The sequence below is a fragment of the Neobacillus cucumis genome (assembly GCF_023715505.1).
This window is the reverse complement of the sequence record NZ_JAMBOH010000001.1, coordinates 338,248-362,834: the sequence shown is the minus strand read 5'-3', so window position 1 is coordinate 362,834 and position 24,587 is coordinate 338,248. Positions and strand designations below refer to the sequence as shown.

The window sequence follows — 24,587 nt, the reverse complement described above, 5'->3', positions numbered from 1 at the left end:
TAGAAACACTAAAGACTGTTCCCCTGTGAACAGTCTTTTTTCGTTCTTATTGAGTGCGGCTCCTCATACCCTTTAGAAGGATTACTTATAAGCTGAAATGAGGGAACCAAATGGGACGTTTTAGCCGATATGTTAACGACTTATTTGTTTGGAATGAGCAAATGAAACAATTTCTTCAATCTGAACAGGTTGGTCACGATGCTGAATTATGGGAAAAATTGGACGAATTTACGGAATTAATTGAAAGTACTAATCGGGAATTATCAAACGAGGAGCTGATCAATCTTCAAGGAAAGGCAGAAAATATTCATCAGCAAATGGAATATTATTTTAGGAATAAACAAGAAGTAGGTAAAATTTGGGTGGTGGAAAAAACACTTCCACCAGGTGGACATACATTACCGGAGCTTCCATACGCCTATAACGCCTTAGAACCATATATATCTGAGGAAATCATGAGGCTGCATCACGATAAACATCATCGTTCATACGTAGACGGATTAAACCGTGCCGAGATAAACCTGAAGAAGGCAAGGGAGATCAATGATTTTTCATTAATTAAGCATTGGTCAAGAGAGCTCTCTTTTCACGGATCAGGACATTATTTGCATACGATTTTTTGGAAAAATATGAGTCAAAATGGAGGAGGAAGCCCCCAAGGTATATTAAAAGGGGAGATAGAAAGTTACTTTGGCAGCTTTGAGGCATTCAAGCGTCAGTTTTCAGAGGCTGCCAAGCAAGTAGAGGGTGTTGGCTGGTCAATATTGGTCTGGAGTCCGAGAGCAAGGCACTTGGAGGTACTGCAAACTGAACGTCATATGCTCCTTACACAATGGGATACAATTCCCTTACTTGTCTTGGATGTTTGGGAGCATGCTTATTATTTACAATATAAAAACAATCGGAGTGAATATGTAGATAATTGGTGGAATCTCGTAAATTGGCATGATGCTGAAATGAGGTTTGAAAAAGCGGCAGATATCAAATGGCCTGCTTTCTAAATTAGAGACTCGCCAATCGGTGAGTTTTCTTTAGGAGATAAGAAAGTGTAAAAGTTTTTGACTTTGAGAATTGTCTAGCTCGAGCGCCTAGCCCCTCGATGATCTACAGCTTATCCAGTTGCGCTCCTTGGGACGCAAGACTAAGCCCCCCACTTAAGAAGGCAAAAAGCGCCTTCTTGCAGGGTACGTCTTAGCCTAGAGTCCCAAAGACAGTCGTCTCCACATTTAGACAATCCTTCCAAAAGGTTAAAATGCACCCTTTCGGCCAGCTCGTCTTTGCTTGGCTGCAGAAATCTATCGCTTTCTGTACGCATTAAGGGCAACTAGTCTTTGACCCTGCTTTTCGCTGGCCAGTCGATAAGTCGCCTTATTTATTGGGGCCGACCAAGGCGCTTGCGCTTTTCTAAAAAGATAAGAAAGTATAAATGTTTTTGACTTCGAAAATTGTCCAGCTCCAGCGCCTAGCCCCTCGAGGTCACAAGCCAATCCGTCCAAAAGGTTAAAGAGCAACCTTTCGGCCGGCTCGTCTTGTGCTTGTCGGGGCTGACCAAGGCGCTTGCGCTTTTCTTATTTAATGGTCATAACATAACTCGTCCCGCATAAACTTGTAGAAAAGCGAATGGTAGCTTGAACAGGTCCTGTTCAAGCAGCTGCAATAGACAAGCTTCTAATAGACAGATATAAAGGAGACGAGGTTAATCTGATGAGAATGATTTCAAAGCTAGTAATTATAACCCTCATGATCTCACTAATGATCGTAAACATTCCTCAAAAGGTTGATGCTTCCCTTGGTGTAAGTGCTGCGAGTGCCGTGTTGATTGAACAAAAATCTGGGCGGGTCTTGTTTGAAAAGGATGCACATACAAAGAGAAGAATCGCTAGTATAACAAAAATCATGACAGCCATACTTGCGATTGAATCAGGGAAAATGAATCAGTATGTAAAGGTTAGTGAGAAAGCAACAAGGGCTGAAGGGTCTTCTGTATATTTAAAACCTGGAGAAAAAATTAAACTTCAAGACCTTGTCTACGGCTTAATGCTGAGGTCTGGAAACGATACAGCAGTGGCAATTGCCGAATATATTGGAGGCAGTGTCGATGGCTTTGCCTACTTAATGAATCAGAAGGCAAGGGAGATAGGGATGTATAATACTCATTTTGCAAATCCACATGGACTTGATGATCATGAAGATCATTATTCAACAGCCTATGATATGGCCATTCTAATGCGGTATGCAATGCAGAATAAAACGTTTCAAAAAATATCTGGCACAAAAGTTTATCGGGCCCCGAACCCAACCGAAGACTGGGATCGGGTTTGGAAGAACAAAAATCGCCTTCTAACGAAATATAAATATGCAACTGGAGGAAAAACAGGATATACCAAACGGGCAAAACGGACACTTGTGACAACAGCAACAAAAGGCGATATGAACTTAATTGCTGTAACATTAAATGATTCGGATGACTGGAATGACCATATTTCAATGTACGAAAACGGCTTTAGTGGTTTTGATATGGCGGAAGTGTTAACAAAGGGTAAGGTGGACATTTCCAAAAATAAACTTTATAAAGGACATTTATATATCAAAAAGTCAATTGTCTATCCGGTTACCAGCGAAGAAATGGACCAATTTTCTATCAAATATAAATTAGAAAAACCTCGAGAAAGCTTAATCACCTCCCGAAAGGAAGCAATCGTGGGTAAGGCAGAAGTTTATTTGGCTGGGAAAGTAGTGGAAGAAGCTCCTATATATTTTGAAAAGGTGTTGAAAAAAGAGAAAAAGGGGTTGCTTGACACTATAAAACAAATGTTTCTTACAGTTATGGGTGTGAACGTCAATGGTTAACTATATTTGGGTAGCTATGACGATTATTGGGATTGTGTTCGCACTAATAAACGGTAACATGGAAGCGGTCAATAAGGCCGTTTTTGATGGAGCCAAAGAAGCAGTTACTTTATGCATCGGGTTAATCAGCGTACTTGTATTCTGGCTAGGTATGATGCGAATTGCCGAAGAATCAGGACTTCTCCAAAAACTCACAAAACTATTCCGTCCGATTGTAAAAAGAATATTTCCTGAAGTACCTGCCAATCACCCCGCAATGGGCTATATCTTATCCAATATGATTTCGAATATGTTTGGTTTAGGTAACGCGGCAACACCTCTTGGTATTAAAGCAATGGAAGAGCTAAAAAAATTAAATCGAGGAAAAACAGAAGCTTCTAGGAGTATGGTGACCTTTTTGGCCATTAATACAGCCAGCATTACTATAATTCCAACTACAGTAATAGCAATAAGAATAAATTATCATTCCGCATCCCCAACTGAAATTGTTGTTCCAACCATTATTGCTACCATTCTCTCTGCAATAGGTGCTCTACTGATTGACCGCTATTTTTATTATCGCAGAAGTCGAAAAGGATGATGAAGTTATGGGGTTCATATCAACTATTTCACTAACTTTTATTCCTTTACTGATAGGGATTATTTTACTATACGGAACGTACAAGCGAGTACCAACCTATGAGAGCTTTGTTGAGGGTGGGAAAGAAGGAATTAAGATTGCGGTATCAATCATTCCCTTCTTGGTGGGAATGCTTGTAGCTATATCCATTTTCCGTGCATCAGGTGCATTAGACGCCTTAATGAATTGGCTGAGACCATTAATGAAGTCAATAGGGGTTCCTGCTGAAATTGTGCCATTGCTTATTATCAGACCAATTTCAGGCACGGCAGCACTAGGGATGACCAGTGATTTAATTGCCGTTTATGGTCCCGATTCCTTTATTGGACGCCTTGCATCTGTCCTTCAAGGGAGTACCGATACAACCTTTTATGTTTTAACCGTTTACTTTGGTGCAGTGGGAATTAAGAAAATGGGAGATGCCTTAAAGGTGGGTCTTCTTGCAGACGTTGTCGGGATTATTGTATCTATTTTAATTGTCGTCCTAATATTTGGTACAACTTAATTTTACGATTATGGTATGTTCCAGTTTGGAACATGCTTTTTTTATTTCTAGTATTTAATTACTGTTACTTTGAAAAGTGGAGAAATTGTGTCATAATTCATTAGGATAGAATAGTGATTTTTTTTCGTATATTAAAAAGGAATAAATCTCTTTACTAACAACGATTAGCAACTAATAGAATATTTGAGGTGAAATGATGGAAAGATTGCAAAAGGTTATCGCTCGAGCAGGAATTGCCTCTAGAAGAAAGTCCGAGGAACTTATTAAAGAAGGCAAAGTAAAAGTCAATGGCAAAGTGGTAACAGAATTAGGCTTGAAGGTATCTCCTTCCGATAAAGTTGAGGTTAATGAAATACAGATTGAGAAGGAAGAGCCTGTTTATTTTCTTCTGTACAAGCCAAGAGGCGTAATTTCGAGTGTAAGCGATGACAAAGGAAGAAAGGTAGTTACAGATTATTTTTCTCATTATAAAGAAAGAATTTTTCCTGTTGGCCGGCTTGATTATGATACTTCAGGATTATTGATCTTAACAAATGACGGAGAATTTGCCAATTTGCTTATGCACCCTAAGAACGAAATTGATAAAGTTTATGTAGCTAAAACCAAAGGAATTCCATCAAGAGAAAATCTTAGGAAATTACAAAGAGGAATCCATCTTGAGGATGGAAAAACAGCTCCTGCCAAAGTAAAGCTGCTTTCGGCGGATAATAAGAAGCAGACAGCGATAGTGGAGATTGCCATTCATGAAGGCCGAAATCGTCAAGTCAGAAGAATGTTTGAGGCGATTGGTAATGAGGTCTTGAAATTAAAGCGTGAACGTTATGGATTTTTGACATTGACCGGCCTAAAAGCAGGAGAAGCAAGGGAATTAACACCACATGAGGTGAAGCAGCTGCGGGCACTTGCGATGGATCAATCAAAGAAAAATTCATAAAATTGTCACATTTGTTTTCTAGTGTTAACACTATGTTTTTGTTGTAAAATGCTATAATTTTAGACGAATGTCTTGAGTGATGTACGGGAGGGGAATCAATGAAAAAACGGCGGTTAGTCATTAGAACGCTTATTTTAGTTGTATTAGGTGTTGCCGTTGCCTATTCACTTTATGCTAATCTTACAAAAGATAATAAACAAAAAGTCGCGGTTGGGGACACAGCTCCGGATTTTGCGTTAGTTGATATGCAGGGGAATAAACATCGTCTTTCAGAATATCGTGGGCAAGGGGTATTTTTAAACTTTTGGGGAACGTGGTGCCCTCCGTGTAAGAAAGAAATGCCGTATATCAATAATCAGTACCTGCAATATAAGGACAAAGGTGTTCAGGTTTTGACGGTGGATATTCAGGAACCTGAACTTGCTGTAAATCAATTTGCTGAACGCCTTGGGCTAGATTTTCCAATAATGATTGATACTGAAAAGGAAGTTATGAATGTATACGGAGTGGACCTTTTACCCGCAACATTCCTAGTGGACAAGAACGGAAAAGTAGTCAAATATTATACTGGAGAACTAACTGAAAATAAGGTAAAGGAATTTATGGAGCAAATAAAACCTTAAGGGACCTAAGGGAGTTTTTACAATGAACGATGTTAAATGTGAATGCGGTCATGTGAATCCGCATGGAACCGTGCTGTGTGAAGCCTGTGGAAAAGTGCTGGATGAGCAAGAGAAAAATAATAAAGAACTTCTTGACATGCGCTATGAGGGAAGTGCACGCCGTTCACAAACATACAATAAAACCATTATTGATAAAATTTGGAACTTTTTTTCATCAGTCAAGGTGGGGATTTGGCTAATTGTGATTACACTGGTTACTTCTACCCTTGGAACCATCCTTCCGCAAAAGATGTATATTAATTTGCCTCCTGAAGTGTATTATGAACAGGAGTATGGCTGGTTCGGGAAGCTGTATTACCAGTTAGGGTTGCATGATTTGTATGGTTCATGGTGGTATTTATTGTTAATTGCAATGATTGGTATTTCTTTAGTTATTTGCAGTCTCGACAGAGTAGTACCGCTTTATAAAGCCTTAAAAGCACAAAGGGTTACAAGGCATGAAGGTTTTTTAAGACGTCAGCGGATTTTTGGTGTGACTGAGCATCCAGAAGAAAAGGATTTATCTGTTATCAAGAATCATTTAAAAGAAAGACGCTATCAGGTTCGCGAAGAAAATGGGGACTTGTTAGCAGAGAAAGGGCGGTTCGCTCGCTGGGGGCCGTATGTGAACCATGTTGGCTTGATCATCTTCCTATTAGGTGCAATGCTGCGTTTTATCCCAGGATTTTACGTAAACGAAGATCTTTGGGTTAAGGAAGGAGAAACTGCTGTTGTACCTGAGACTGGTGAAAAGTACTATCTAAAAAACAATCAATTTATCTTGCAGCATTATGATAAAGATAAAGATAAAACGTTTGAAAAGGCGATAGAACAAGCTGGTCAAGTTGTTAAAAATTATCAATCTAATGTTGTCTTATATGAACGGGTTAGCAAAAATCTTCCGGGTGAAAAACCGGAACTTAAAAAGCTTAAGGAATATAAAGTTAGAGTCAATCATCCATTAGATTTTAATGGCTATTCTGTTTTTCAGTCATCGTATCGCAGTGAGTTAAAAACAATGTCATTTGTGCTGGCGAATAAAAAGACAGGACAATCATTTGGAGAAGTGAACATTGATCTTGAGGATCCCAAAGCTACATATGATTTAGGAAACGGTTATTCTGTAAAAATCATTAATTATTTTCCGGATTTCGAATTTGATAAAAATAACGAGCCATCTACAAAATCAAGGCTCCCTAATAATCCTGCCTTCGTGTTCCAGATGGTTACACCGGATAAATCTAAACCGGAAACAAGTTTTGTTGCTATTAAACAAACGCTTGAGCCATTGGGAGAAAACACTTATAAAATGGCGTTTCAAGGAATTGAAACCAAAAATGTCTCTGGATTCACGGTTCGCAAGGATTCATCCTTATGGGTGATTATTTTAGGCGGTATTGTTTTTATGATTGGAGTAATTCAAGGGGCTTATTGGAACCATCGTCGGATATGGGTTCAAAATAAAAGTGGACAAATTTGGATAGCAGCCCATACGAATAAAAATTGGTATGGAATAAAGAGGGAAATTGAGACGGTTTTAAAAGATACCAAGCTTGACATCCCAGAAGATCAACTACAAAAGGAAAGTATGGATAAGGAGGGAGTCTAGTTGGCCACAATAAGTAGTAATTTATTATTTATTGCTTTTATTCTTTATTTAATTGCGACATTATTTTACGGTGGATCGATTAAATCGAAGAATGGAGCGAATGAAAAGGCAGAAACAAACACATGGGGGAAAATTGCTGTTTTCTTGACTATTATAGGTTTTATTTCTCAGCTCGGTTATTTTATTACCAGATGGATTGCAGCAGGTCACGCTCCAGTAAGTAATATGTTTGAGTTTACCACCTTTTTTGGAATGGCTCTTGTTGGTGCATTTATTGTTATTTATTTTATATACAGAACAACCTTACTTGGACTATTTACAATGCCTGTTGCTATATTAGTCATTGCTTATGCAAGTATGTTTCCAAGAGAGATTACACCATTAATACCAGCCCTGCAAAGTTATTGGCTCCATATCCATGTGACCACTGCGGCGATGGGAGAAGCCATCCTTGCAATTAGTTTTGCTGCAGGACTAATCTATCTTGTAAAGGCAATTGATCAAACAAAACCAAATAAACAAACCTTTTGGCTCGAGATTGTGATGTTTGCCCTTGTCACAGTTTTAGGTTTTGTGGCAGTTTCATCTATCTTTTCAGCTATGGACTACCATGAAAAATTTAATTGGATAGACAAACATGATAATCCGGTGTCTGTAGAGTACACAATGCCCGCCATTACAGGTCCGCATGATGGAGAATTATTAACAAAGAATGGTTTTAAACCATTAGTCGAAATGCCCGCTTTCATTAATGCTAAAAAATTAAATACCGTATTATGGTCCTTAATTGGGGGTCTAATCTTATACGGATTAATTCGCTCTGTGTTACGAAAACGGATTGCGGCTGCCCTTAAACCTCTTGTGAAAAATATTAAGCTGGATTTCGTTGATGAAATTAGTTACCGATCCGTATTAATTGGTTTTCCTGTATTCACTCTAGGTGCACTTATTTTTGCAATGATATGGGCACAAATGGCCTGGTCAAGATTTTGGGGCTGGGATCCAAAAGAAGTATGGGCATTAATCACTTGGCTTTTTTATGCAGCGTTTTTACATCTACGCTTATCCAAAGGCTGGCATGGTGAAAAATCTGCTTGGTTAGCCGTTATCGGTTTTGTCATTATTATGTTTAATTTGGTTGCCGTAAATCTTGTTATCGCCGGACTTCATTCCTACGCCGGATAAGGACAAGTGAAACATAGCCATATAGCCTTCACTTATATAAGTGGAGGCTTTTATAAAATCAAGAACTTTTTATAAAGAAAATATATTGTCAAATTATTGACACACTTTACAGGAGTAATTACCTTGAAAATGTAGCAAAATGCTGTTCCATTTTGTAAAATAAACTCCATGGGGGGATTAATAATGGAAAAAGACGTAAAAATATTGGTAGTAGATGATGAGGAAAGAATACGCCGTTTATTAAAAATGTATTTAGAGCGTGAAGAATATATAATCGATGAAGCAGAAGATGGAAATGATGCCTTATCCAAGGCATTTGCTAATGATTACGATGTTATTTTGCTTGATTTAATGATGCCTGGTAAGGATGGACTTGAAGTCTGCCGTGAGTTAAGAGAAAAAAAGGCCACTCCCGTTATTATGTTGACTGCTAAGGGAGAGGAAATCAACCGTGTACAGGGCTTTGAAGTTGGTACCGATGATTATATTGTGAAGCCATTCAGCCCAAGGGAAGTAGTTTTACGTGTGAAAGCATTGTTAAGACGCTCATCTCAAACAAGTTATTTGCAAACAGAAACAACGACAAAAGATGTCATTGTTTTTCCGCACTTAACTATTGATAATGATGCGCATCGGGTAACCGCCGATGGGAAAGAAGTTAGCTTAACACCTAAAGAATACGAATTGTTATATTTCTTAGCCAAAGCACCGGATAAAGTGTTTGATCGCGAGCAGTTATTAAAAGAAGTATGGCATTATGAGTTTTTTGGGGATTTACGAACAGTAGATACCCATGTAAAACGCCTTCGAGAGAAGTTAAATAAGGTATCAGAGCAAGCAGCAAGAATGATTGTTACCGTTTGGGGAGTGGGATACAAATTTGAGGTAACTAATGAATGACCTTTTTACGGAGTGTCGTAGGTAAACTCTGGTTTACGATTATTTTTTTAGTTTCATTTGTACTGTTCATCCTTACAGTAATGCTCCTTGAGCTTTTCCAAAATCACAACATTCTTGAAACAAAAAATAATTTAACCAACACTGCTGAAAAGATTGCCAATGTTTTGGAAGCACATCCAAATGATAAGTTCCCGCTAGGGCTAGAAATTTCTTGGGAGATTATAGATGATGTGACCAAAGTAGTAATTGTTAAAAATGATAATGAAGTCTATTATTCTCCAAATGCTGAAAAGGATAAAAAATTATCCCTAGATGATATCAAAAATGATCCAGACTTTTTAGCTGTGTTTCATCACAAAAAATCTGTTGAAAAAGTATCTAATCTATCATCAAAAAACAACAATCAGGATGCGAGCTATTCCATCATAGGTGTTCCTTTACATCTCCCAGGTGAAAAAGATGGAGCTGTCTTTATTTATCAATCACTTGAAGTGATTAAGGAAACATCTGATGAAACAACAAAATACATCTTGCTCGTTGCGGGCGTCGCAATTATTTTAACCACAATCTTTGCCTTTTTCTTGTCAACAAGAATAACAGCCCCGCTCAGAAAAATGAGAGAAGCTGCTTTTGAAGTAGCAAGAGGGAAATTTGATACAAAAGTTCCGATTTTAACCCATGATGAAATCGGTGAACTGGCGACAGCATTTAACCAAATGGGCAGACAATTAAAATTTAACATGAATGCGTTGAGCCAGGAAAAAGAACAGCTTTCTAGTATCTTAAGCAGTATGGCTGATGGGGTCATTACCTTTAACCGCGATGGCACCATCTTGATTACGAATCCTCCTGCAGACCGATTTCTGCAATATTGGTATTACGAAAAAGGTGGATTCACTGATGCTGAAGCCATTCCATCTCAAGTGATGGAACTCTTTCAAAAATCCTTGGAAACAGAAAAAGAGCAAATTGGTGAGATATCCCTTCAAGGTCGTCATTGGGTGATCTTAGTCAGTCCGCTGTATAGCAATCGCTTTATCCGAGGAGCAGTAGCCGTCCTAAGGGATATGACCGAGGAACGACAGTTGGAAAAAATGAGGAAAGATTTTATCGCTAATGTATCACATGAGTTGAGAACCCCTATTTCTATGTTACAGGGATACAGTGAAGCAATCGTTGATGATATTGCCGAAACGCAGGAAGAGAAAAAAGAGATGGCAAAAGTCATTTACGATGAATCCTTGCGTATGGGGAGACTTGTTAATGAACTATTGGATTTAGCTCGTATGGAGGCTGGACATATCCATCTATCTATAGAAGAGGTTAATCTTTCCGCTTTTATTAATCGGATTATTTATAAGTTTCAAGGTTTAGCTAAAGATAATGATATCCTTTTGTATTCAGAAGCGGAAAATGATAGTTCACCAGGCTTTTTTGACCCTGACCGAATCGAGCAGGTATTGACGAATTTAATTGATAATGCAATGAGACATACACCAAAAGGTGGAAAGGTAAAAGTATCCGTTGTTTCGGAAGACAGAGGGGTTAGAATGGAAGTAAAAGATTCAGGTTCTGGTATACCAGAAGAAGATCTCCCATTTGTTTTTGAACGTTTCTATAAAGCAGATAAAGCTCGAACGAGGGGCAGGGCAGGTACCGGTTTAGGACTTGCCATTGCAAAAAATATCATTGATGCCCATCATGGTACGATTTCTGTTCGGAGTAAAATGGGTATGGGAACGACTTTTTCCTTCTTCCTGCCACGAAAAAAGTAATATTAACAAAAATTTTGCCGATTGTTCTTGATTCACAAGGAACAATTAAAGCGGAAGCGCCTTGACGAGGCGCTGAAGCTTAATAATTATTAAAGTTTAACTACTTGCTCATCGCTAAAAGATGAGCTTTTTTATGTTTATTTATGAGTCTAGTGATCCGTGACCACCTGCAAATATCTTCCTTTTTATCTAAAAAAAGTCTATATTTATAGAAGTGAAACTTTCTTCATAAATACATCGACTAATATTATGAACGGGGAGGGGAATTGATGGACTCCGTTTTCGAAGAGCTTTATCAAAAATATCATCATGACGTGTTTCAATTTCTATTCTATATGGTTAGAAATAAGGAGCAGGCCGAGGACCTCGTCCAAGAGGTTTATATTCGAGTATTCAAGGCATATCATCGGTTTGAAGGTAAAAGCAGCGAGAAAACATGGCTCTTTTCTATTGCGCGAAATGTTGCGATTGATTATTTCCGTAAACAAAAGGGTTGGAAGGATCGATTACTTGAAAAATTTGATTGGTCAACCAATCAGGTGAAGGATGAGTATCTGATTCCGGAAGAAATTACGGTTCAAAATGAAGAAATTAAATGGATTTACAGATGTCTAGAATTTTGCACGGTAGATCAGAGATCTGTTATTATCCTCCGATATTTACAGGATTTATCCATATCTGAAACAGCTAAAGTTCTTGGCTGGACAGAAAGTAAAGTGAAAACTACTCAACATCGCTCCTTAAAAGTTTTGAAGAAGCATATGGAAATGTTTTATGAAAAGGAGGGATTAATAAGTGAAAAAGTCAGAGTGGAGCGATAGAGAACTAGAAGAACTATTAAGGCAAATGCCCAGAATTCATGATCATCGCGATCCTCGTGACATTTACCAAAATATTTCTCTTAAAAGAAAAAAGATTAGACCATGGTTGTTACCCAGTCTTGCTGCAACAGCGGCCTTACTTCTTTTCTTTATTCTAGTGCCAAAGTTTTTGGGTGGCATAAATATTTCTCAAGAAAATGCAGGAAGAAAATCTTCTTCCAGTGGAAATACAACAGCACAACAAGACAGTGCTGCTCTAAAAAAAGAGAATGCCTCTTCTCATGAAACGGGATCTTCTAAACAGACAGAGTTGCTAAAAACAAAAAACGTTAAGACAGCTATTTATGAAGATGATGTTGGTAATGGGACTGTACTAACTTACTGGATTCCGGATGCACAGGCTCAAATACTAATACCTGTTTCAATTATTGTAAATAAGAGCCAAGGAGAATCTTGGCTTACTAAATATACAGAATTAATGGCAAATTTACAAGAGGAGGAATGGGGTTTATCAGACTTCTATCCTCTAAATGCTACGATGAAACTCGATAAAAATGGAAATACAGTAGTAGTTGATGTTCCTCCTAATCACCAATATGGTCAAGGCTCCACAACTGAAATGAATTTTATTAATATTTTACAAAATGATATATCAACCAATAGCAATAGTAAAAAAATTAAGTTTACGACAAATGGCCGACCTGGTATAGAGTTGGGGAGTTTTGGCAGGATGAACGAAATCGATGTTACTGCTCAGAGTAAACATGCCTACTTTTTCTATTTCCCTGAGGGCAGTAAATTGCCATTTTTAACACCATCAGTGGAAACATATCATGATATAAACTCTGCTTTTGAAGCAATGAAAACAGATCAATTAAGGGGGTTAAAAAGTTCTTTACTGTCTTTACCTCCGATTAATATTGTATCGATTTCTAATAAAATTATGTATCTTTCATTTGATGGTAAGTCTAGTTTACTGGATAATCAACAGTCGATGGTATCCTTCGAGGCTGTATTGTTAACGGCAAAAGAGTTTGGAATTGAAAAAGTAATCATAAATGATCCTCCTATAACAAATCTTGGCACATTTGATCTAACAAAAGAAATTAAAGTTCCTATTGCTCCAAATTTGCGTAATATACCATAAAAAAATCAACCCTTGTGGTTGATTTTTTTATGAATAAAATTTGATAAGTCTCCAAATTATAACAAATATGCTTATGCTCCCCATAGAACTTTCAATTAGGTTCGTTCTAAATAGAATCCATTAAACATATGGTGTGGAGGAGAGACAATGTTAAGGAGGAAAAGAAAGGAATGCGTGACTACATAAAGAGATTTTTAATTGCCATTATTATGGCGCTTTGTGTCAGTTTATTATTTTTAGGTGGAAAACATTCGGAAGCAGCGGGGAAACAAGACCTGGGAGTCATCAATGACCACTGGATTTGGCCGGCAGACGGGATCATTTCAGATACATATGGAACAAGGCAGGGAAGTCATAAAGGAATTGATATTGCTGGAAGAATAGACACACCCATCCTTGCGGTCGAGGATGGTGTTGTGGAAAAGTCCTATTATTCTAATACATATGGAAATGTCGTCTTTATTAAGCATCCAAGTCATTTTGTGACTGTTTATGCGCACTTGAACAGGCGGAATGTAGGCAAAGGTCAATTGATCAAACAGGGTGATGTGATTGGAAAGATGGGAAGAACAGGACAAGCTACAGGGACACATCTACATTTTGAAGCACATCAGCGGGAATGGCGATATGATAAAAAATATGCGTTGGACCCTGAGCAGCTATTGGGTAAAGCGGATGTAGGCGAACCTGTCCAGGCAGGGATCGCAAGTATAGGGGAATCCGTGTTAGCAGCAAGTTCCCAGCTGCGTTTACATCAAAATGACAATGCTAATAGCTCCCCACTTTTGGAAAGGTACATTGTCAAAGAAGGGGACACCTTGTCCACAATTGCTCAAAAACAGAATACCACTGTAACAGCTGTGAAAAATCTAAATCATTTAACAACAGATCTAATTAAACCAAAGCAGATCCTAATTGTTCCTTAGTAATAGAATCCGCGGCCTCCAGCCCGCGGGTTCTTCTTATTTATATGACGCAAATCGTTAAGTAAGTAAGATTTTTTTTCTTAACAAAACAAATATTGTTTAGTATAATAAAGACGTAATTTAATATCGATCTATCTTCGGGGCAGGGTGAAATTCCCGATCGGCGGTATTAGAGCAATGCTCTTAAGCCCGCGAGCCTTTTGGGGCAGGATTTGGTGCGATTCCAAAGCCGACAGTATAGTCTGGATGGGAGAAGATGGAGGTTCTGCAGACATTCAAAAAATGTTGATGTTTTGAATGTTTATTAAGCGTGCCTTTGTAAACTCCTTCAAGTTATTTTTCTTGAGGGAGTTTTTATTTACCTGGGTCGTCTGTTTGCTGAACCTCTCTTCCTAAAATATGATGGATCAAAAAGGAGAGAGGAAAATGGTAAAAAGAAAGAAGTTAAATGTAAAAGCTTATGTATCAATTGGAATGTTGAGTAGTGTAGCCTATTTATTGATGCTATTAAATTTCCCGCTGCCGATATTTCCGAATTTTCTATTTGTTGACTTCAGCGACATCCCAGCGCTAATTGCGGCATTAGTTTTTGGACCGCTTGCCGGTATTTTAGTAGAATTATTTAAAAATATTCTTAATTATATTGCCACTGGGAGTCAAACAGGCGTACCTGTAGGTCATATTGCAAATTTTGTTGCAGGAATTGTCTTTGTCCTTCCAACATTATTTGTCTATAACCGACTTAAAACTAGAAAGGGTATGACCATTGCGTTAGTGGCCGGAACGGTCATCATGGCTGTGGTTATGAGTATCTTAAATTACATTTTAATCCTCCCTGCATACACGCTCCTTATGGGGTTTCCAGATATGAGAAATTTGGTCGTACCTGCAATTTTACCTTTTAATATCTTAAAGGGTATTATGATGTCAGTCATTTTCATGCTATTGTTTATTCGAATGCAAGTATGGATTAATAAATTTTCAGTAGTAAAAGGGGCATAAAAAAACTATAAAAAAACAACAAGAGCAGCCATCTGGTCGCTCTTGTTGTTTTTTATATAATAGAAAACCCCGTCTGTATAAGACGAGGTCAGATTAAAGCAGCTTTAAGATGGTTTTATTCGAACTTAGTTGGGTTACCTTCAAATGGTTCGTCAGCAACTTTGATTGAATCTGTTGGACAACCTTCAAAAGCATCCATCATGTCATCGATTAATACATCTGGAATTTCAACGATACCTTCATTATCGTCAAGCGTTACAAATGCAATACCTTCATCATCATAATCGTAAATATCTGGTGCTGCGGCGCCACATGCACCACATGCGATGCAAGTTTCCTTGTCAACGATTGTATACTTTGCCATGAAAAAAACCTCCCAGTTAAATAACAAATATTATGCTTCCCAGTTTCCTACTCAGATATGGATGGAAACGAATTACTCATTCCTATTGTAAAGCTGTATGGGCAACTTTTCAATAGAAAAATGATATTAGTGTAAGGGTTTAATGGTGCCATAACGTTGAAACTTCTTCATTATTAACCAACCAGTAATACAAAATTCATGTTAAAATAAAAAAAGGATAAAATGAGGATTTATGTCGATAATTGGGTAAAAGTGGTGGATAAAGATGCTGAAATTAGATACCGTAATTCTATATTGTTTAAAACAACTTAATAGCGAACGGACCATTTATTCCATCTATCACCTCTTAAATGGAAAAAAATCATCGCAAACCATTCAAGATGCCCATTTATTCTCCATCAAGGAATTCTTTGGTGTGTGTGAGACCTTAACAAGAGAAAACTTTGAACAAATCACAGAAGAATTATCTAGAAAAAATTTAATTGATGGCTGTGGTGAACAAAGGTACCGAGTAACGGTTGCTGGATTAGAGCTTTTAGAAACTGCATCAATGAATCATTATCTGAATGGCTGGACCTTTCACTCCTTTAGCACGTTGTTTTGGGAAAGATTATCGTTTTTTATTCAGGTCACTTCAAATCTTGTCTATGAGGAAGCCAAATACATCCCTATACAAAAAAATAAAGAGGTTCATAATTGGCTAAAATGGATGTTAAAAGAAATGAAAATACCAAGGAATGAATTAGGCACGGTTTTATATTCGGAATTGATCAACTGCTTTAAGGATGCTAAGGATATAGACCCGTCTGTTTTAGTGTTTCGATTAACTGGCTTTCAGCAAATAGGATTAACGGCAATCCAAGCGGCTAGGAAGCTTAATATAGACATTCACGATTATCAACTTGAATTTATAAATACGCTGCATTATATAATTCAGAAGGTTTTAAAGGATTCCAGTTCCTTTAATATGCTCTCTTTTCTAATAAAAGATTTAGAGAAGGGGGATGTGTTAACTTTTTCTTCAAGGAAGACTTGGAATCTTTTAATACAGGGAAATACGCCTGAAAAAATAGCAGATTTAAGAAATTTAAAATTAAGTACAATTGAGGATCATTTAGTTGAATTTGCATTGCATCTCGAAAATTTCTCTATCGATCCATATGTTGATAAAGCTATACAATTAAAGATTATTGAACTTTCAAGATCCATTGGAACGAGACAATTAAAACTGATTAAGGATCAATTGAAGACTGCAACTTATCTTCAAATAAGGTTAGTACTGGCGAAGTATGGTGATAGAAAATGGAATTAGAAATTCTTTTAAAAAAGTATTTTGGTTATTCTTCATTTAAAAAAGGACAAAAAGAGGTTATTACCACCATACTTTCAGGTCAGCATACATTAGCCATGCTCCCGACAGGAACAGGAAAATCATTGTGTTACCAATTACCTGGCTATCTTTTAAGTGGGCAAATTCTAATCATATCTCCATTACTTTCTTTAATGCAGGATCAGGTTGAGCAAATGAACCGGTTAGGAGAGAAAAGAGTAGTTGCGTTGAACTCTTTTCTTTCCTCAGAAGAGAGAAATAAAGTATTTCGTCATTTACGAGATTATAAGTTTATCTTTATTTCACCAGAAATGTTAAGGGTTCCTTTCGTTATAAATATCCTTCAGAAGCAAACCATTTCTTTATTCGTTGTAGACGAAGCCCATTGTATATCACAGTGGGGCTTTGATTTCAGGCCAGACTATTCCAAGCTAGGTGATATCCGGAAGAAATTAGGCAGTCCATTAACCCTTGCGCTTACAGCTACCGCAACCAAAAAGGTGCGTGAAGATATTGTAACGTCCCTCGGGCTTGAAAATGACGAAATAATAAAAATTGAATCGACCATTGATCGACCTAACATAGCCTTTCATTTTGAAAAATTAACTGATTATCATGATAAACAAAATCGTATTATTGAACTTGTATCACAATTGCAAAAGCCCGGTATTATTTATTTTTCTAGTAAAAAGGCTGCTGATCAGATGGCCTCTCTGTTGATGGAAAAAGGAATTTGTCAAGCAATGGCCTATCATGGAGGATTGGATGCAAATACTAGGGTGTTGATACAACAGCAGTTTATTCACAATCAGCTTGATGTTGTTTGTGCTACAAGTGCGTTTGGTATGGGAATAAATAAAGAAAATATCCGTTTTATTATTCACTATCATATGCCGATGCAGATTGAGTCGTATCTTCAGGAGATTGGAAGGGCAGGGCGAGATGGGCTGCCAAGTGTTGCCATCCTTATATATGCACCAGGTGATGAGCAGCTTCCGCTTCAGCTTGCTGAGAGTGAATTGCCATCTGAGCAGCAAATTGATTGGTTATTTACCAATTTAACCGAAAAGCATATGTTATCTGATGGCGAAATGGAATTAAAGCCGGAGTTAAGTATTCTCGGTGGGTTTTCAGAAATTCAATGGAGAATCATAAATGACTTCGTAAATAACCCTGACCGAAAAATTAAAAATCGTGAGAGATTAAAAACTTCACTGAAGGAGTTCGTGAGGGAAAGATTAGAATTAAAACTTAATAATATCGCACATATGAAAAAATTGATAAATGCCGACTCATGTAGACGTGAATTTATTTTACATTATTTTGCTGAAGAAATGATCCATAAAAATCCATCCTGCTGTGATATTTGTGGTGTGAATTTAAGAGACTTTCAAGCTCCCGCAAATACAATACCCATACCGGCTCGTGAAGAGAAATGGAAGGATTACCTTGCGAAAATTCTAAAAAATTGTGAGGTGAGTGAATGAAAAGAAAGTATAGTCAAATAATTACAGATCTAACAGATAAAGAGCTGCTATATCACTTATACCTTACACAAATCATCCTTTTAAGTATTTCTCTCATCCTGGGAGCAATATTATATGATCATTTTTCATATATTCAAAATATAAATTTGACTGATTACCATATTCTGACAATCGGAATTCCAGCAGGTGTACTCATTGTTTTAGCCGATGTTTTATTAATGAAGCTGCTGCCTGCATCCTTTTATGATGACGGGGGATTAAATGAGAGGATCTTTAAAAACAGACATGTATTTCATACATTCGTCATTGCTCTTTTTGTGGCGTTTAGTGAAGAATTGCTTTTCCGAGGAATTATCCAAACAAAGGTCGGACTAGTACTGGCTAGTGTGATCTTTGCCATCATTCATTATCGTTACCTTTTTAATTGGTACCTCTTTTTTAATATTATCCTGTTAAGTTTTTTGATAGGGTTTATTTACAAATGGACAGGTAATTTAGCCGTAACCATTATGATGCATTTTGTCATAGACTTTCTTCTGGGCGTATATATAAAATTTAGACTGACATCAGATGACATGAACAGGGAGGAACAGCTCTGTGAATAAAGAAGAACCATACAGAGATCAAGCGGAACGATTAAAAAAACGGATTCAAAAAATAAATGAAAAGGTGGATGGGAACAGTGATAAGCTGCCGCCAAGAGAACAGGTTCACAGACAAAAGAAAAAGAAAACAAAATGGAAGGTTAAATATCCGATAATCCGGCTATTAGTCTTGTGTTTTATTCTACTTCCTATCATCATTTTTAGTGTGATATCTTATCGGGATGAAGGCGTGAAAGTCAATGGTACACAAAAGACTTCTGGAAGTTCAGTTGGATATGAAACCATTAATCTTGAAAAGTCTATTGCTGATAATGAAGGCTCGAAAGATGAATCATCATTAACTAAAAAAGAAACCGACAAGATAACGGCTCCAGAGGAAAAAAGTGTAGAAACTTTCACACAGGATGAGTCTGCTGAAAGTTCTGCTGCAACTCCTGTGCTCACCACAAATCAAGGGACAGCCAATCAGCAGGTATCTGATAAAAATAGTCAGCCAATTGAGGCAGTAAAAAGTCGGACGACTCCAACTACGCCTCAAAAAACAAGTAAAACCATTTATCATACGGTAAAGCCTAAAGAGACACTAAATAAAATAGCAATAAGGTATTACCATTCCAAAAATGGTGTCACCATCATTAAGGAAGCTAATAGACTGCAAACTGAAAATATTTATGTTGGTCAAGTACTCAAAATACCTTTAAACTAGCCGATCTTTGATCGGTTTTTTTGCATTTACCACATAAATCTTTGGACAAGAACATAAATATATATATCTGAAATAGGGAGGGTGACAAGATGGATACACCAATCCAACACCTTGAATATACCGATCAAGCGACTAAGCAAATGTTAGAAAACGTGAGAAAGAGAAAGAAAAAATTCGATGATGTGAAAAAGTGGCATTATATTTCGATTTATGGAACGCTTTTTTTGACGTTTATCTTTTCACTTTATTTCTATATTATTTTTGTTAAACAATATTCTTATAACTTTATATCCATGTTGTCAGCAATATTAAATGACTCAGTTGCAGTTTATTTTTTGGCGTTCATCATAGTTGGGTTTGGGGCAATGAATCTGTTAAAACAGCAAAAGGAAAAAAAGGAAAAGGAATATCAAGAATTGAGATGCGAGATTGTGGATCGAAGTAAAGATTTGTGGAAGAAGGAGGAGGAATGGAAAAACCGCCATGTTGTTTTTGAAATAATGAAAAAGCAATATGATATTAACTTATATCATGAAAAAAAATAAGAAGCAGACCTTCAACTGCTTCTTATTACCAATTAAAAGATTTTCTTTTTGCCCTGCTCTTCTTTTAAGATTTCGACGGCCTCACGGAAGCGCTGTGAATGAATAATTTCTCTTTCCCGTAAAAATCTTAATCCATCATTTAAATCGGGATCATCGCTAATATTAATAATCCATTGATAAGTAGCCCGCGCCTTTTCTTCAGCTGCAATATCCTCATAGAGGTCTGCAATTGGGTCCCCTTTAGCTTGAATATAAGTGGCAGTAAATGGAACACCCGCGGCATTATGATAGAATAATGCTTTGTCATGGTCAACATAATGATCCTCAATGCCTGCGGCTTTTATCTGTTCAGGTGTAGCATCTTTAGTTAATTTATAGACCATTGTAGCAATCATTTCAAGATGAGCAAACTCTTCTGTTCCAATATCAGTTAGAAGGCCGATTACCTTGTCGGGAATTGTGTATCTTTGGTTTAAATACCTGAGTGCAGCAGCTAATTCTCCATCGGCACCGCCGTATTGCTCGATTAAATATTTCGCCAATCTTGGGTTACACGAACTAACTCGTACAGGATATTGCAGCTTTTTTTCGTAAATCCACATTATAGCCCCTCCCTTGAACGTTGTTTACTGCTTACACTTTAAACTTGCCATGGCCATGGTGTATCATCCCAGTTCCAAGGGTATCCAGAGTAGCTGTTCCCGTATTGCTGTAAAGGTCCAAACTGGCTTTCAAATAACTTTTTTATCCGTTTTCTCTCTTTGGCATAATGATTAAATTGATTAATGGCCTCTAGGTCATCATTATGCGTATCTAAATACAAGGTTAATTCAACTAATACAAAGTCCACTGTTTGAAGCTGTTCCATCAGTTGATAATATTCCGCAGGAACTTGTTTCATTGCGGGAGTCCCCCTTTACCTGGTTCAAGCGGGCCGAACCAGGGGTCATAAAAGGCCTTCCATAATGTCCCTGCCCTAAGTGCTTCTTGTGGCGTAAATTGAGGTAAATTTGGCGGCTGAAAGCCCATATATAAATTTGGTGGGGTGGAGTATGCTTTTTCAAGTATTGGCCTACAAGGGTCAAACGGACTAGCGTATGGATGATAGGTTCTTACATGTGTATTCATAGTCGCCCTCCCTTTATTCGATATCATTTAAACATATGAGATTAATTTAGATACATGACAAAATCTTTAATATAAAATGAGTTATTAAATGAAATTGCAGGAGTATATCATAAGAAGACTAAAACTCGTAAGAGGTAAAGAAAAACAATCCTTCTCATACACTATATGGGAGGGATTATTATGTTTAAAAGAATTTCGCTGCTTTTGATTATCTTTATATGTGGATATTTACTGATTGAATGGGTACCAATCGAACATCCATTTGTACTTTCAGATTTTGTAATTACCCTTGTCCTCAATCCTTTAAAGTTTATTGCAGCTGCATTGGCATTTTTTTTCGGGATTGTCTGCAGCGGTAAATTTATCCGAGAATTAAGAGATCGAACAGGAATAGGCTGGGTGAGGCATTTTAGATGGATGATACAGTTATTCACCGAATATATTGGTCTGCTTATCGTTTTTATACTTCTTTTCCAAATCGGCTGGGAGCACACACTTGTCTTTTTTAGTTTAAGTCTTCTTTATGGTATGATTTCCGTAGAACTGTAAGAGGAGGAGAGCAAGTGATTATATGGGGGACAATTGTGTTTTTGTTTGTGGGAGGTATCCTTCTCCTCTTATTTATGTTAAGAGAGGCCTTTTTAAATAAAGTAGTAGAGCATGAGTTAGCATTTCCAGACTTTCCTGCTTCTTTTGGCAAAGTATCCATTTTTTTTATTTCAGATATTCATAGACGGGTTATTTCAGATGTAATCATTCAAAATGTAAAAGGGAAAGCGGACTTTGTTATTATTGGAGGAGATTTAACCGAAAAGGGGGTACCATTTCCACAAGTAAAGGAAAATTTAGAGAAGTTAAAACAAATTGGCCCTGTGTATTTTGTTTGGGGAAACAATGATTATGAAGTGGATTTTCGGAAATTGGATGCTACTTTACTTGATATAGGTGTAAAAGTCTTGGATAATACAGCTGTAACTTTTGAGTCAAACCGTGGCGATCAATTATCTCTCCTCGGGGTTGATGACTGCAGCCAAGAGAGAGACCGGCTTGATTTTGCCCTAATGGATGCGGAAGAAGGCAGTTTTAAAATATTAGCTAGTCATATTCCAACGATTACAGAAAAGATCCGGCCAGAGCATAATATTCGTTTGGTACTGAGCGGACATACTCATGGAGGACAAATACATATCCTAGGGTATAGCCCTTTTGAAAAAGGTAAGATAAAAAAGCTTGAAAATACCATTCTTTTAATTAGTAATGGGTATGGAACAACGACTCTTCCTTTAAGGTTAGGTGCCCCTGCCGAAACACATCTTATTACATTAAAACGAGGAACGGAAAGATAGGGTGAGTAGACAATTCACCAATAGTCCCCTGCGGCATACACTAAAAAACAAGAGTTACGTCACGGCAGGGGGCAAAAGCATGCGCTTAGAACGCTTAACGGCCAATAAAATAAAAATTTTTTTAACCTCTGATGATTTATTTGAAAGAGGACTTTCAAAAGAGGATATTTGGAAGGATTCAAGTAAATGGAATCAACTTTTTCATGATATGCTCGAAGAGGCAAGTGAGGAATTTGATGTTGATATCCAGGGTTCTGTAGCTGTAGAAATTTTCTCTCTTCAGGCCCAAGGAATGATTTTAATCATTACCGTTGATGAGGTAAAGGACGATGAAGAGTTATTATATGATGGTTATATCGAAATGCAGGTAAGGGTTGAGGGATGCGATGATCTCTTATATGAGTTTAGTGAATTTGAGGATTTAGTCGGCCTAGCCAAAAGACTTTCCATTGTAGACATTTATGGAGGAAGTCTCTTTTGGATGCATAGTCGCTATTACCTTCTAATGGAGCATGTCGAAGCTGATAAAAAGGAAAAAGCGGCCTGTATTTTATCGGAGTTTGGAACTCCGTCCATTATAAGTTCATATGTACTTGCTGAATATGGAAAACCTGTCATGAAACAGTTTGCGGTTGAAACGATCATTCATTTTTTTAAATAACTTGTTAAAATCGGTATCATACTAAAGGGGCGAATGCCCCTTTAAAAATCCCCGTGTTCTTAAAGTTTTTTCGTTTAATAAAAGCGTTTACAAATATGGGTTAGGCGTATGTTTTCTTCTTGCATAAATCCATTAAACGTGTATACTTGTCTCTGAAAGAAGACACATTCGTAAAGCATTTTTTCTAGGAGGATTTCAAATGGTAGCCGAAAAAGCAAATGGTCAAACTAATCAAGAGGGAGAGCCGCACGATGTGTTGAAATCAACACAGACAGTTATACATAAAGCCCTTGAAAAGTTAGGTTATCCTGAAGAAGTATATGAGCTCTTAAAAGAGCCATTACGTTTGCTAACAGTGAAAATTCCCATAAGAATGGATGACGGTTCTATTAAAATATTCACAGGGTACCGTGCGCAGCATAATGATGCAGTGGGACCAACAAAGGGTGGTATTCGTTTTCATCCTGATGTAACTGAAACTGAAGTGAAAGCCCTTTCGATTTGGATGAGTTTGAAATGCGGGATAGTCGACCTCCCATATGGTGGTGGGAAAGGCGGTATTGTCTGCGACCCGCGTGATATGTCTTTTAGAGAGCTTGAAAGACTTAGCCGTGGCTATGTGAGAGCTATCAGCCAAATTGTTGGACCAACAAAGGATATTCCTGCTCCTGATGTATTTACTAATTCACAAATTATGGCCTGGATGATGGATGAATATAGCCGTATTGATGAGTTCAATTCCCCTGGATTTATCACAGGGAAGCCGCTCGTATTAGGCGGTTCACATGGACGCGAATCTGCAACTGCAAAAGGTGTAACCATTTGTATTCGTGAAGCGGCAAAAAAGAAGGGCATTCAAATTGAAGGAGCTAGGGTAGTTGTTCAAGGCTTTGGAAATGCGGGAAGTTATTTATCTAAGTTTATGCATGATGCTGGTGCAAAGGTAATTGGTATTTCAGATGCATACGGTGCACTGCACGATCCCAATGGTCTAGATATTGATTATCTTTTAGATAGACGGGACAGCTTTGGCACAGTAACAAAATTATTTAATAATACCATTACGAATAAAGAATTACTTGAGCTCGATTGCGATATTCTAGTTCCTGCCGCAATTGAAAATCAAATTACAGCAGAAAATGCCCATAATATTAGAGCGAAAATTGTGGTTGAGGCTGCGAATGGTCCGACCACCTTAGAAGCAACCGAAATTTTAACTGAGCGGGGAATTTTACTTGTTCCAGATGTATTAGCATCAGCAGGCGGCGTAACAGTTTCTTATTTTGAGTGGGTTCAAAATAATCAAGGGTATTATTGGACGGAAGAAGAAGTAGAAGAAAAGCTAGAAAAAGTAATGGTGAAATCATTCAAGAATATTTATGATACTGCACAAACACGCAGGGTTGATATGCGGCTTGCTGCCTATATGGTCGGGGTAAGGAAAATGGCTGAAGCCAGCCGATTTAGAGGCTGGATTTAA

General features: G+C 37.5%; 27 protein-coding genes and 1 riboswitch. Of the genes, 23 read left to right on the top strand and 4 right to left on the bottom strand.

The genetic code is table 11. The features are described from left to right. Positions 1-110: 110 nt before the first annotated feature. The 14 genes from M3226_RS01890 to M3226_RS01825 all read left to right on the top strand — a co-directional run bounded on the left by M3226_RS01890 (position 111) and on the right by M3226_RS01825 (position 14,935). Entirely contained in the window at positions 111-1,001 is an 891-nt protein-coding gene (locus M3226_RS01890) for a superoxide dismutase (protein ID WP_251562035.1), read from the top strand. A gap of 703 nt (positions 1,002-1,704) precedes the next feature. Then, entirely contained in the window at positions 1,705-2,850 is a 1,146-nt protein-coding gene (locus M3226_RS01885; protein WP_251562033.1) for a D-alanyl-D-alanine carboxypeptidase family protein, read from the top strand. Continuing rightward, entirely contained in the window at positions 2,843-3,430 is a 588-nt protein-coding gene (locus M3226_RS01880) for a nucleoside recognition domain-containing protein (protein WP_251562031.1), read from the top strand. The genes M3226_RS01885 and M3226_RS01880 overlap by 8 nt, the downstream gene beginning before the upstream one ends. 7 nt (positions 3,431-3,437) lie before the next feature. Then, positions 3,438-3,974, top strand: a complete 537-nt coding sequence (locus M3226_RS01875) for a spore maturation protein (RefSeq protein WP_251562352.1) — start codon at positions 3,438-3,440, stop codon at positions 3,972-3,974. 196 nt (positions 3,975-4,170) lie between these two features. Further along, on the top strand, positions 4,171-4,908 hold the full coding sequence (rluB, locus tag M3226_RS01870) for a 23S rRNA pseudouridine(2605) synthase RluB (RefSeq protein WP_251562350.1): 738 nt from the start codon (positions 4,171-4,173) through the stop codon (positions 4,906-4,908). A gap of 98 nt (positions 4,909-5,006) precedes the next feature. Further along, complete coding sequence (gene resA / locus M3226_RS01865; protein WP_251562029.1) at positions 5,007-5,531, top strand: thiol-disulfide oxidoreductase ResA; 525 nt, start codon at positions 5,007-5,009, stop codon at positions 5,529-5,531. Between the two features lie 22 nt (positions 5,532-5,553). Then, positions 5,554-7,179, top strand: coding sequence for a cytochrome c biogenesis protein ResB (gene resB / locus M3226_RS01860; protein ID WP_251562027.1), 1,626 nt, complete (start codon positions 5,554-5,556; stop codon positions 7,177-7,179). Further along, the gene (ccsB, locus tag M3226_RS01855; RefSeq protein WP_251562025.1) at positions 7,180-8,364 is read left to right on the top strand and encodes a c-type cytochrome biogenesis protein CcsB; all 1,185 of its coding nucleotides are present in this window, start codon (positions 7,180-7,182) and stop codon (positions 8,362-8,364) included. A 183-nt stretch (positions 8,365-8,547) separates the two neighbouring features. Continuing rightward, complete coding sequence (locus tag M3226_RS01850; protein ID WP_251562023.1) at positions 8,548-9,264, top strand: response regulator transcription factor; 717 nt, start codon at positions 8,548-8,550, stop codon at positions 9,262-9,264. After that, a complete protein-coding gene (locus M3226_RS01845; protein WP_251562021.1) occupies positions 9,261-11,039 on the top strand; it encodes an ATP-binding protein in 1,779 nt (592 codons plus the stop codon). The genes M3226_RS01850 and M3226_RS01845 overlap by 4 nt, the downstream gene beginning before the upstream one ends. 269 nt (positions 11,040-11,308) lie before the next feature. Further along, positions 11,309-11,860, top strand: a complete 552-nt coding sequence (sigX, locus tag M3226_RS01840; protein WP_251562019.1) for an RNA polymerase sigma factor SigX — start codon at positions 11,309-11,311, stop codon at positions 11,858-11,860. Next, the gene (locus tag M3226_RS01835) at positions 11,835-13,007 is read left to right on the top strand and encodes a negative regulator of sigma-X activity (RefSeq protein WP_251562017.1); all 1,173 of its coding nucleotides are present in this window, start codon (positions 11,835-11,837) and stop codon (positions 13,005-13,007) included. The genes sigX and M3226_RS01835 overlap by 26 nt, the downstream gene beginning before the upstream one ends. Before the next feature lie 170 nt (positions 13,008-13,177). Continuing rightward, positions 13,178-13,933 (top strand): peptidoglycan DD-metalloendopeptidase family protein, encoded by a 756-nt coding sequence (locus tag M3226_RS01830; protein ID WP_251562016.1) that lies wholly within the window; start codon positions 13,178-13,180, stop codon positions 13,931-13,933. A gap of 129 nt (positions 13,934-14,062) precedes the next feature. After that, a riboswitch (FMN riboswitch) is annotated at positions 14,063-14,195 on the top strand. Between the two features lie 164 nt (positions 14,196-14,359). After that, positions 14,360-14,935: an ECF transporter S component gene (locus M3226_RS01825; protein WP_251562014.1), complete on the top strand. Its 576-nt coding sequence runs from the start codon at positions 14,360-14,362 to the stop codon at positions 14,933-14,935. Between the two features lie 115 nt (positions 14,936-15,050). Here the strand turns inward: M3226_RS01825 and M3226_RS01820 are convergent, their stop codons facing one another. After that, positions 15,051-15,299 (bottom strand): ferredoxin, encoded by a 249-nt coding sequence (locus M3226_RS01820; RefSeq protein WP_144563023.1) that lies wholly within the window; start codon positions 15,297-15,299, stop codon positions 15,051-15,053. 265 nt (positions 15,300-15,564) lie between these two features. Here M3226_RS01820 and M3226_RS01815 point away from each other — a divergent pair, with 265 nt between their 5' ends. The 5 genes from M3226_RS01815 to M3226_RS01795 all read left to right on the top strand — a co-directional run bounded on the left by M3226_RS01815 (position 15,565) and on the right by M3226_RS01795 (position 19,972). Next, positions 15,565-16,611 (top strand): helix-turn-helix domain-containing protein, encoded by a 1,047-nt coding sequence (locus M3226_RS01815; protein ID WP_251562012.1) that lies wholly within the window; start codon positions 15,565-15,567, stop codon positions 16,609-16,611. Continuing rightward, positions 16,602-18,116 (top strand): RecQ family ATP-dependent DNA helicase, encoded by a 1,515-nt coding sequence (locus M3226_RS01810; protein ID WP_251562010.1) that lies wholly within the window; start codon positions 16,602-16,604, stop codon positions 18,114-18,116. Before M3226_RS01815 ends, M3226_RS01810 begins: the two co-directional genes overlap by 10 nt. Beyond that, positions 18,113-18,721 (top strand): CPBP family intramembrane glutamic endopeptidase, encoded by a 609-nt coding sequence (locus tag M3226_RS01805; protein ID WP_251562008.1) that lies wholly within the window; start codon positions 18,113-18,115, stop codon positions 18,719-18,721. Before M3226_RS01810 ends, M3226_RS01805 begins: the two co-directional genes overlap by 4 nt. Next, the gene (locus M3226_RS01800) at positions 18,714-19,427 is read left to right on the top strand and encodes a LysM peptidoglycan-binding domain-containing protein (RefSeq protein ID WP_251562006.1); all 714 of its coding nucleotides are present in this window, start codon (positions 18,714-18,716) and stop codon (positions 19,425-19,427) included. Before M3226_RS01805 ends, M3226_RS01800 begins: the two co-directional genes overlap by 8 nt. An 89-nt stretch (positions 19,428-19,516) precedes the next feature. Beyond that, positions 19,517-19,972 carry a DUF2663 family protein gene (locus M3226_RS01795; protein WP_144563018.1) on the top strand — a complete coding sequence of 152 codons (456 nt, stop codon included), beginning with the start codon at positions 19,517-19,519 and terminating at the stop codon, positions 19,970-19,972. A 32-nt stretch (positions 19,973-20,004) separates the two neighbouring features. Here the strand turns inward: M3226_RS01795 and M3226_RS01790 are convergent, their stop codons facing one another. From M3226_RS01790 to M3226_RS01780, 3 genes are read right to left on the bottom strand one after another with little or no spacing between them, the layout of a single operon-like run. Next, positions 20,005-20,574, bottom strand: coding sequence for a manganese catalase family protein (locus M3226_RS01790; RefSeq protein ID WP_235740302.1), 570 nt, complete (start codon positions 20,572-20,574; stop codon positions 20,005-20,007). 38 nt (positions 20,575-20,612) lie between these two features. Next, positions 20,613-20,873: a spore coat protein CotJB gene (locus tag M3226_RS01785; RefSeq protein WP_144563016.1), complete on the bottom strand. Its 261-nt coding sequence runs from the start codon at positions 20,871-20,873 to the stop codon at positions 20,613-20,615. Further along, entirely contained in the window at positions 20,870-21,100 is a 231-nt protein-coding gene (locus M3226_RS01780; RefSeq protein ID WP_251562004.1) for a spore coat associated protein CotJA, read from the bottom strand. The genes M3226_RS01785 and M3226_RS01780 overlap by 4 nt, the downstream gene beginning before the upstream one ends. A 180-nt stretch (positions 21,101-21,280) precedes the next feature. Here M3226_RS01780 and M3226_RS01775 point away from each other — a divergent pair, with 180 nt between their 5' ends. From M3226_RS01775 to M3226_RS01760, 4 genes are all read left to right on the top strand, one after another. Beyond that, positions 21,281-21,649: a hypothetical protein gene (locus tag M3226_RS01775; RefSeq protein ID WP_251562002.1), complete on the top strand. Its 369-nt coding sequence runs from the start codon at positions 21,281-21,283 to the stop codon at positions 21,647-21,649. A 74-nt stretch (positions 21,650-21,723) separates the two neighbouring features. Further along, on the top strand, positions 21,724-22,446 hold the full coding sequence (locus M3226_RS01770; RefSeq protein WP_251562348.1) for a metallophosphoesterase: 723 nt from the start codon (positions 21,724-21,726) through the stop codon (positions 22,444-22,446). 79 nt (positions 22,447-22,525) lie between these two features. Next, positions 22,526-23,107 carry a genetic competence negative regulator gene (locus tag M3226_RS01765; RefSeq protein ID WP_251562000.1) on the top strand — a complete coding sequence of 194 codons (582 nt, stop codon included), beginning with the start codon at positions 22,526-22,528 and terminating at the stop codon, positions 23,105-23,107. A 199-nt stretch (positions 23,108-23,306) separates the two neighbouring features. After that, positions 23,307-24,587 carry a Glu/Leu/Phe/Val family dehydrogenase gene (locus M3226_RS01760; protein WP_251561998.1) on the top strand — a complete coding sequence of 427 codons (1,281 nt, stop codon included), beginning with the start codon at positions 23,307-23,309 and terminating at the stop codon, positions 24,585-24,587.

Coding starts and splice junctions, on each gene's coding strand:
- sigX (WP_251562019.1), top strand. CDS start 11,309: ATGGACTCCGTTTTCGAAGAGCTTTATCAAAAATATCATCATGACGTG.
- M3226_RS01765 (WP_251562000.1), top strand. CDS start 22,526: ATGCGCTTAGAACGCTTAACGGCCAATAAAATAAAAATTTTTTTAACC.
- M3226_RS01760 (WP_251561998.1), top strand. CDS start 23,307: ATGGTAGCCGAAAAAGCAAATGGTCAAACTAATCAAGAGGGAGAGCCG.
- M3226_RS01805 (WP_251562008.1), top strand. CDS start 18,113: ATGAAAAGAAAGTATAGTCAAATAATTACAGATCTAACAGATAAAGAG.
- M3226_RS01880 (WP_251562031.1), top strand. CDS start 2,843: ATGGTTAACTATATTTGGGTAGCTATGACGATTATTGGGATTGTGTTC.
- resB (WP_251562027.1), top strand. CDS start 5,554: ATGAACGATGTTAAATGTGAATGCGGTCATGTGAATCCGCATGGAACC.
- M3226_RS01780 (WP_251562004.1), bottom strand. CDS start 21,100: ATGAATACACATGTAAGAACCTATCATCCATACGCTAGTCCGTTTGAC.
- M3226_RS01775 (WP_251562002.1), top strand. CDS start 21,281: ATGTTTAAAAGAATTTCGCTGCTTTTGATTATCTTTATATGTGGATAT.
- M3226_RS01810 (WP_251562010.1), top strand. CDS start 16,602: ATGGAATTAGAAATTCTTTTAAAAAAGTATTTTGGTTATTCTTCATTT.
- M3226_RS01890 (WP_251562035.1), top strand. CDS start 111: ATGGGACGTTTTAGCCGATATGTTAACGACTTATTTGTTTGGAATGAG.
- M3226_RS01785 (WP_144563016.1), bottom strand. CDS start 20,873: ATGAAACAAGTTCCTGCGGAATATTATCAACTGATGGAACAGCTTCAA.
- M3226_RS01815 (WP_251562012.1), top strand. CDS start 15,565: ATGCTGAAATTAGATACCGTAATTCTATATTGTTTAAAACAACTTAAT.
- M3226_RS01795 (WP_144563018.1), top strand. CDS start 19,517: ATGGATACACCAATCCAACACCTTGAATATACCGATCAAGCGACTAAG.
- M3226_RS01825 (WP_251562014.1), top strand. CDS start 14,360: ATGGTAAAAAGAAAGAAGTTAAATGTAAAAGCTTATGTATCAATTGGA.
- M3226_RS01830 (WP_251562016.1), top strand. CDS start 13,178: ATGCGTGACTACATAAAGAGATTTTTAATTGCCATTATTATGGCGCTT.
- M3226_RS01790 (WP_235740302.1), bottom strand. CDS start 20,574: ATGTGGATTTACGAAAAAAAGCTGCAATATCCTGTACGAGTTAGTTCG.
- M3226_RS01850 (WP_251562023.1), top strand. CDS start 8,548: ATGGAAAAAGACGTAAAAATATTGGTAGTAGATGATGAGGAAAGAATA.
- rluB (WP_251562350.1), top strand. CDS start 4,171: ATGGAAAGATTGCAAAAGGTTATCGCTCGAGCAGGAATTGCCTCTAGA.
- resA (WP_251562029.1), top strand. CDS start 5,007: ATGAAAAAACGGCGGTTAGTCATTAGAACGCTTATTTTAGTTGTATTA.
- M3226_RS01845 (WP_251562021.1), top strand. CDS start 9,261: ATGACCTTTTTACGGAGTGTCGTAGGTAAACTCTGGTTTACGATTATT.
- M3226_RS01885 (WP_251562033.1), top strand. CDS start 1,705: ATGAGAATGATTTCAAAGCTAGTAATTATAACCCTCATGATCTCACTA.
- M3226_RS01770 (WP_251562348.1), top strand. CDS start 21,724: ATGTTAAGAGAGGCCTTTTTAAATAAAGTAGTAGAGCATGAGTTAGCA.
- M3226_RS01875 (WP_251562352.1), top strand. CDS start 3,438: ATGGGGTTCATATCAACTATTTCACTAACTTTTATTCCTTTACTGATA.
- M3226_RS01820 (WP_144563023.1), bottom strand. CDS start 15,299: ATGGCAAAGTATACAATCGTTGACAAGGAAACTTGCATCGCATGTGGT.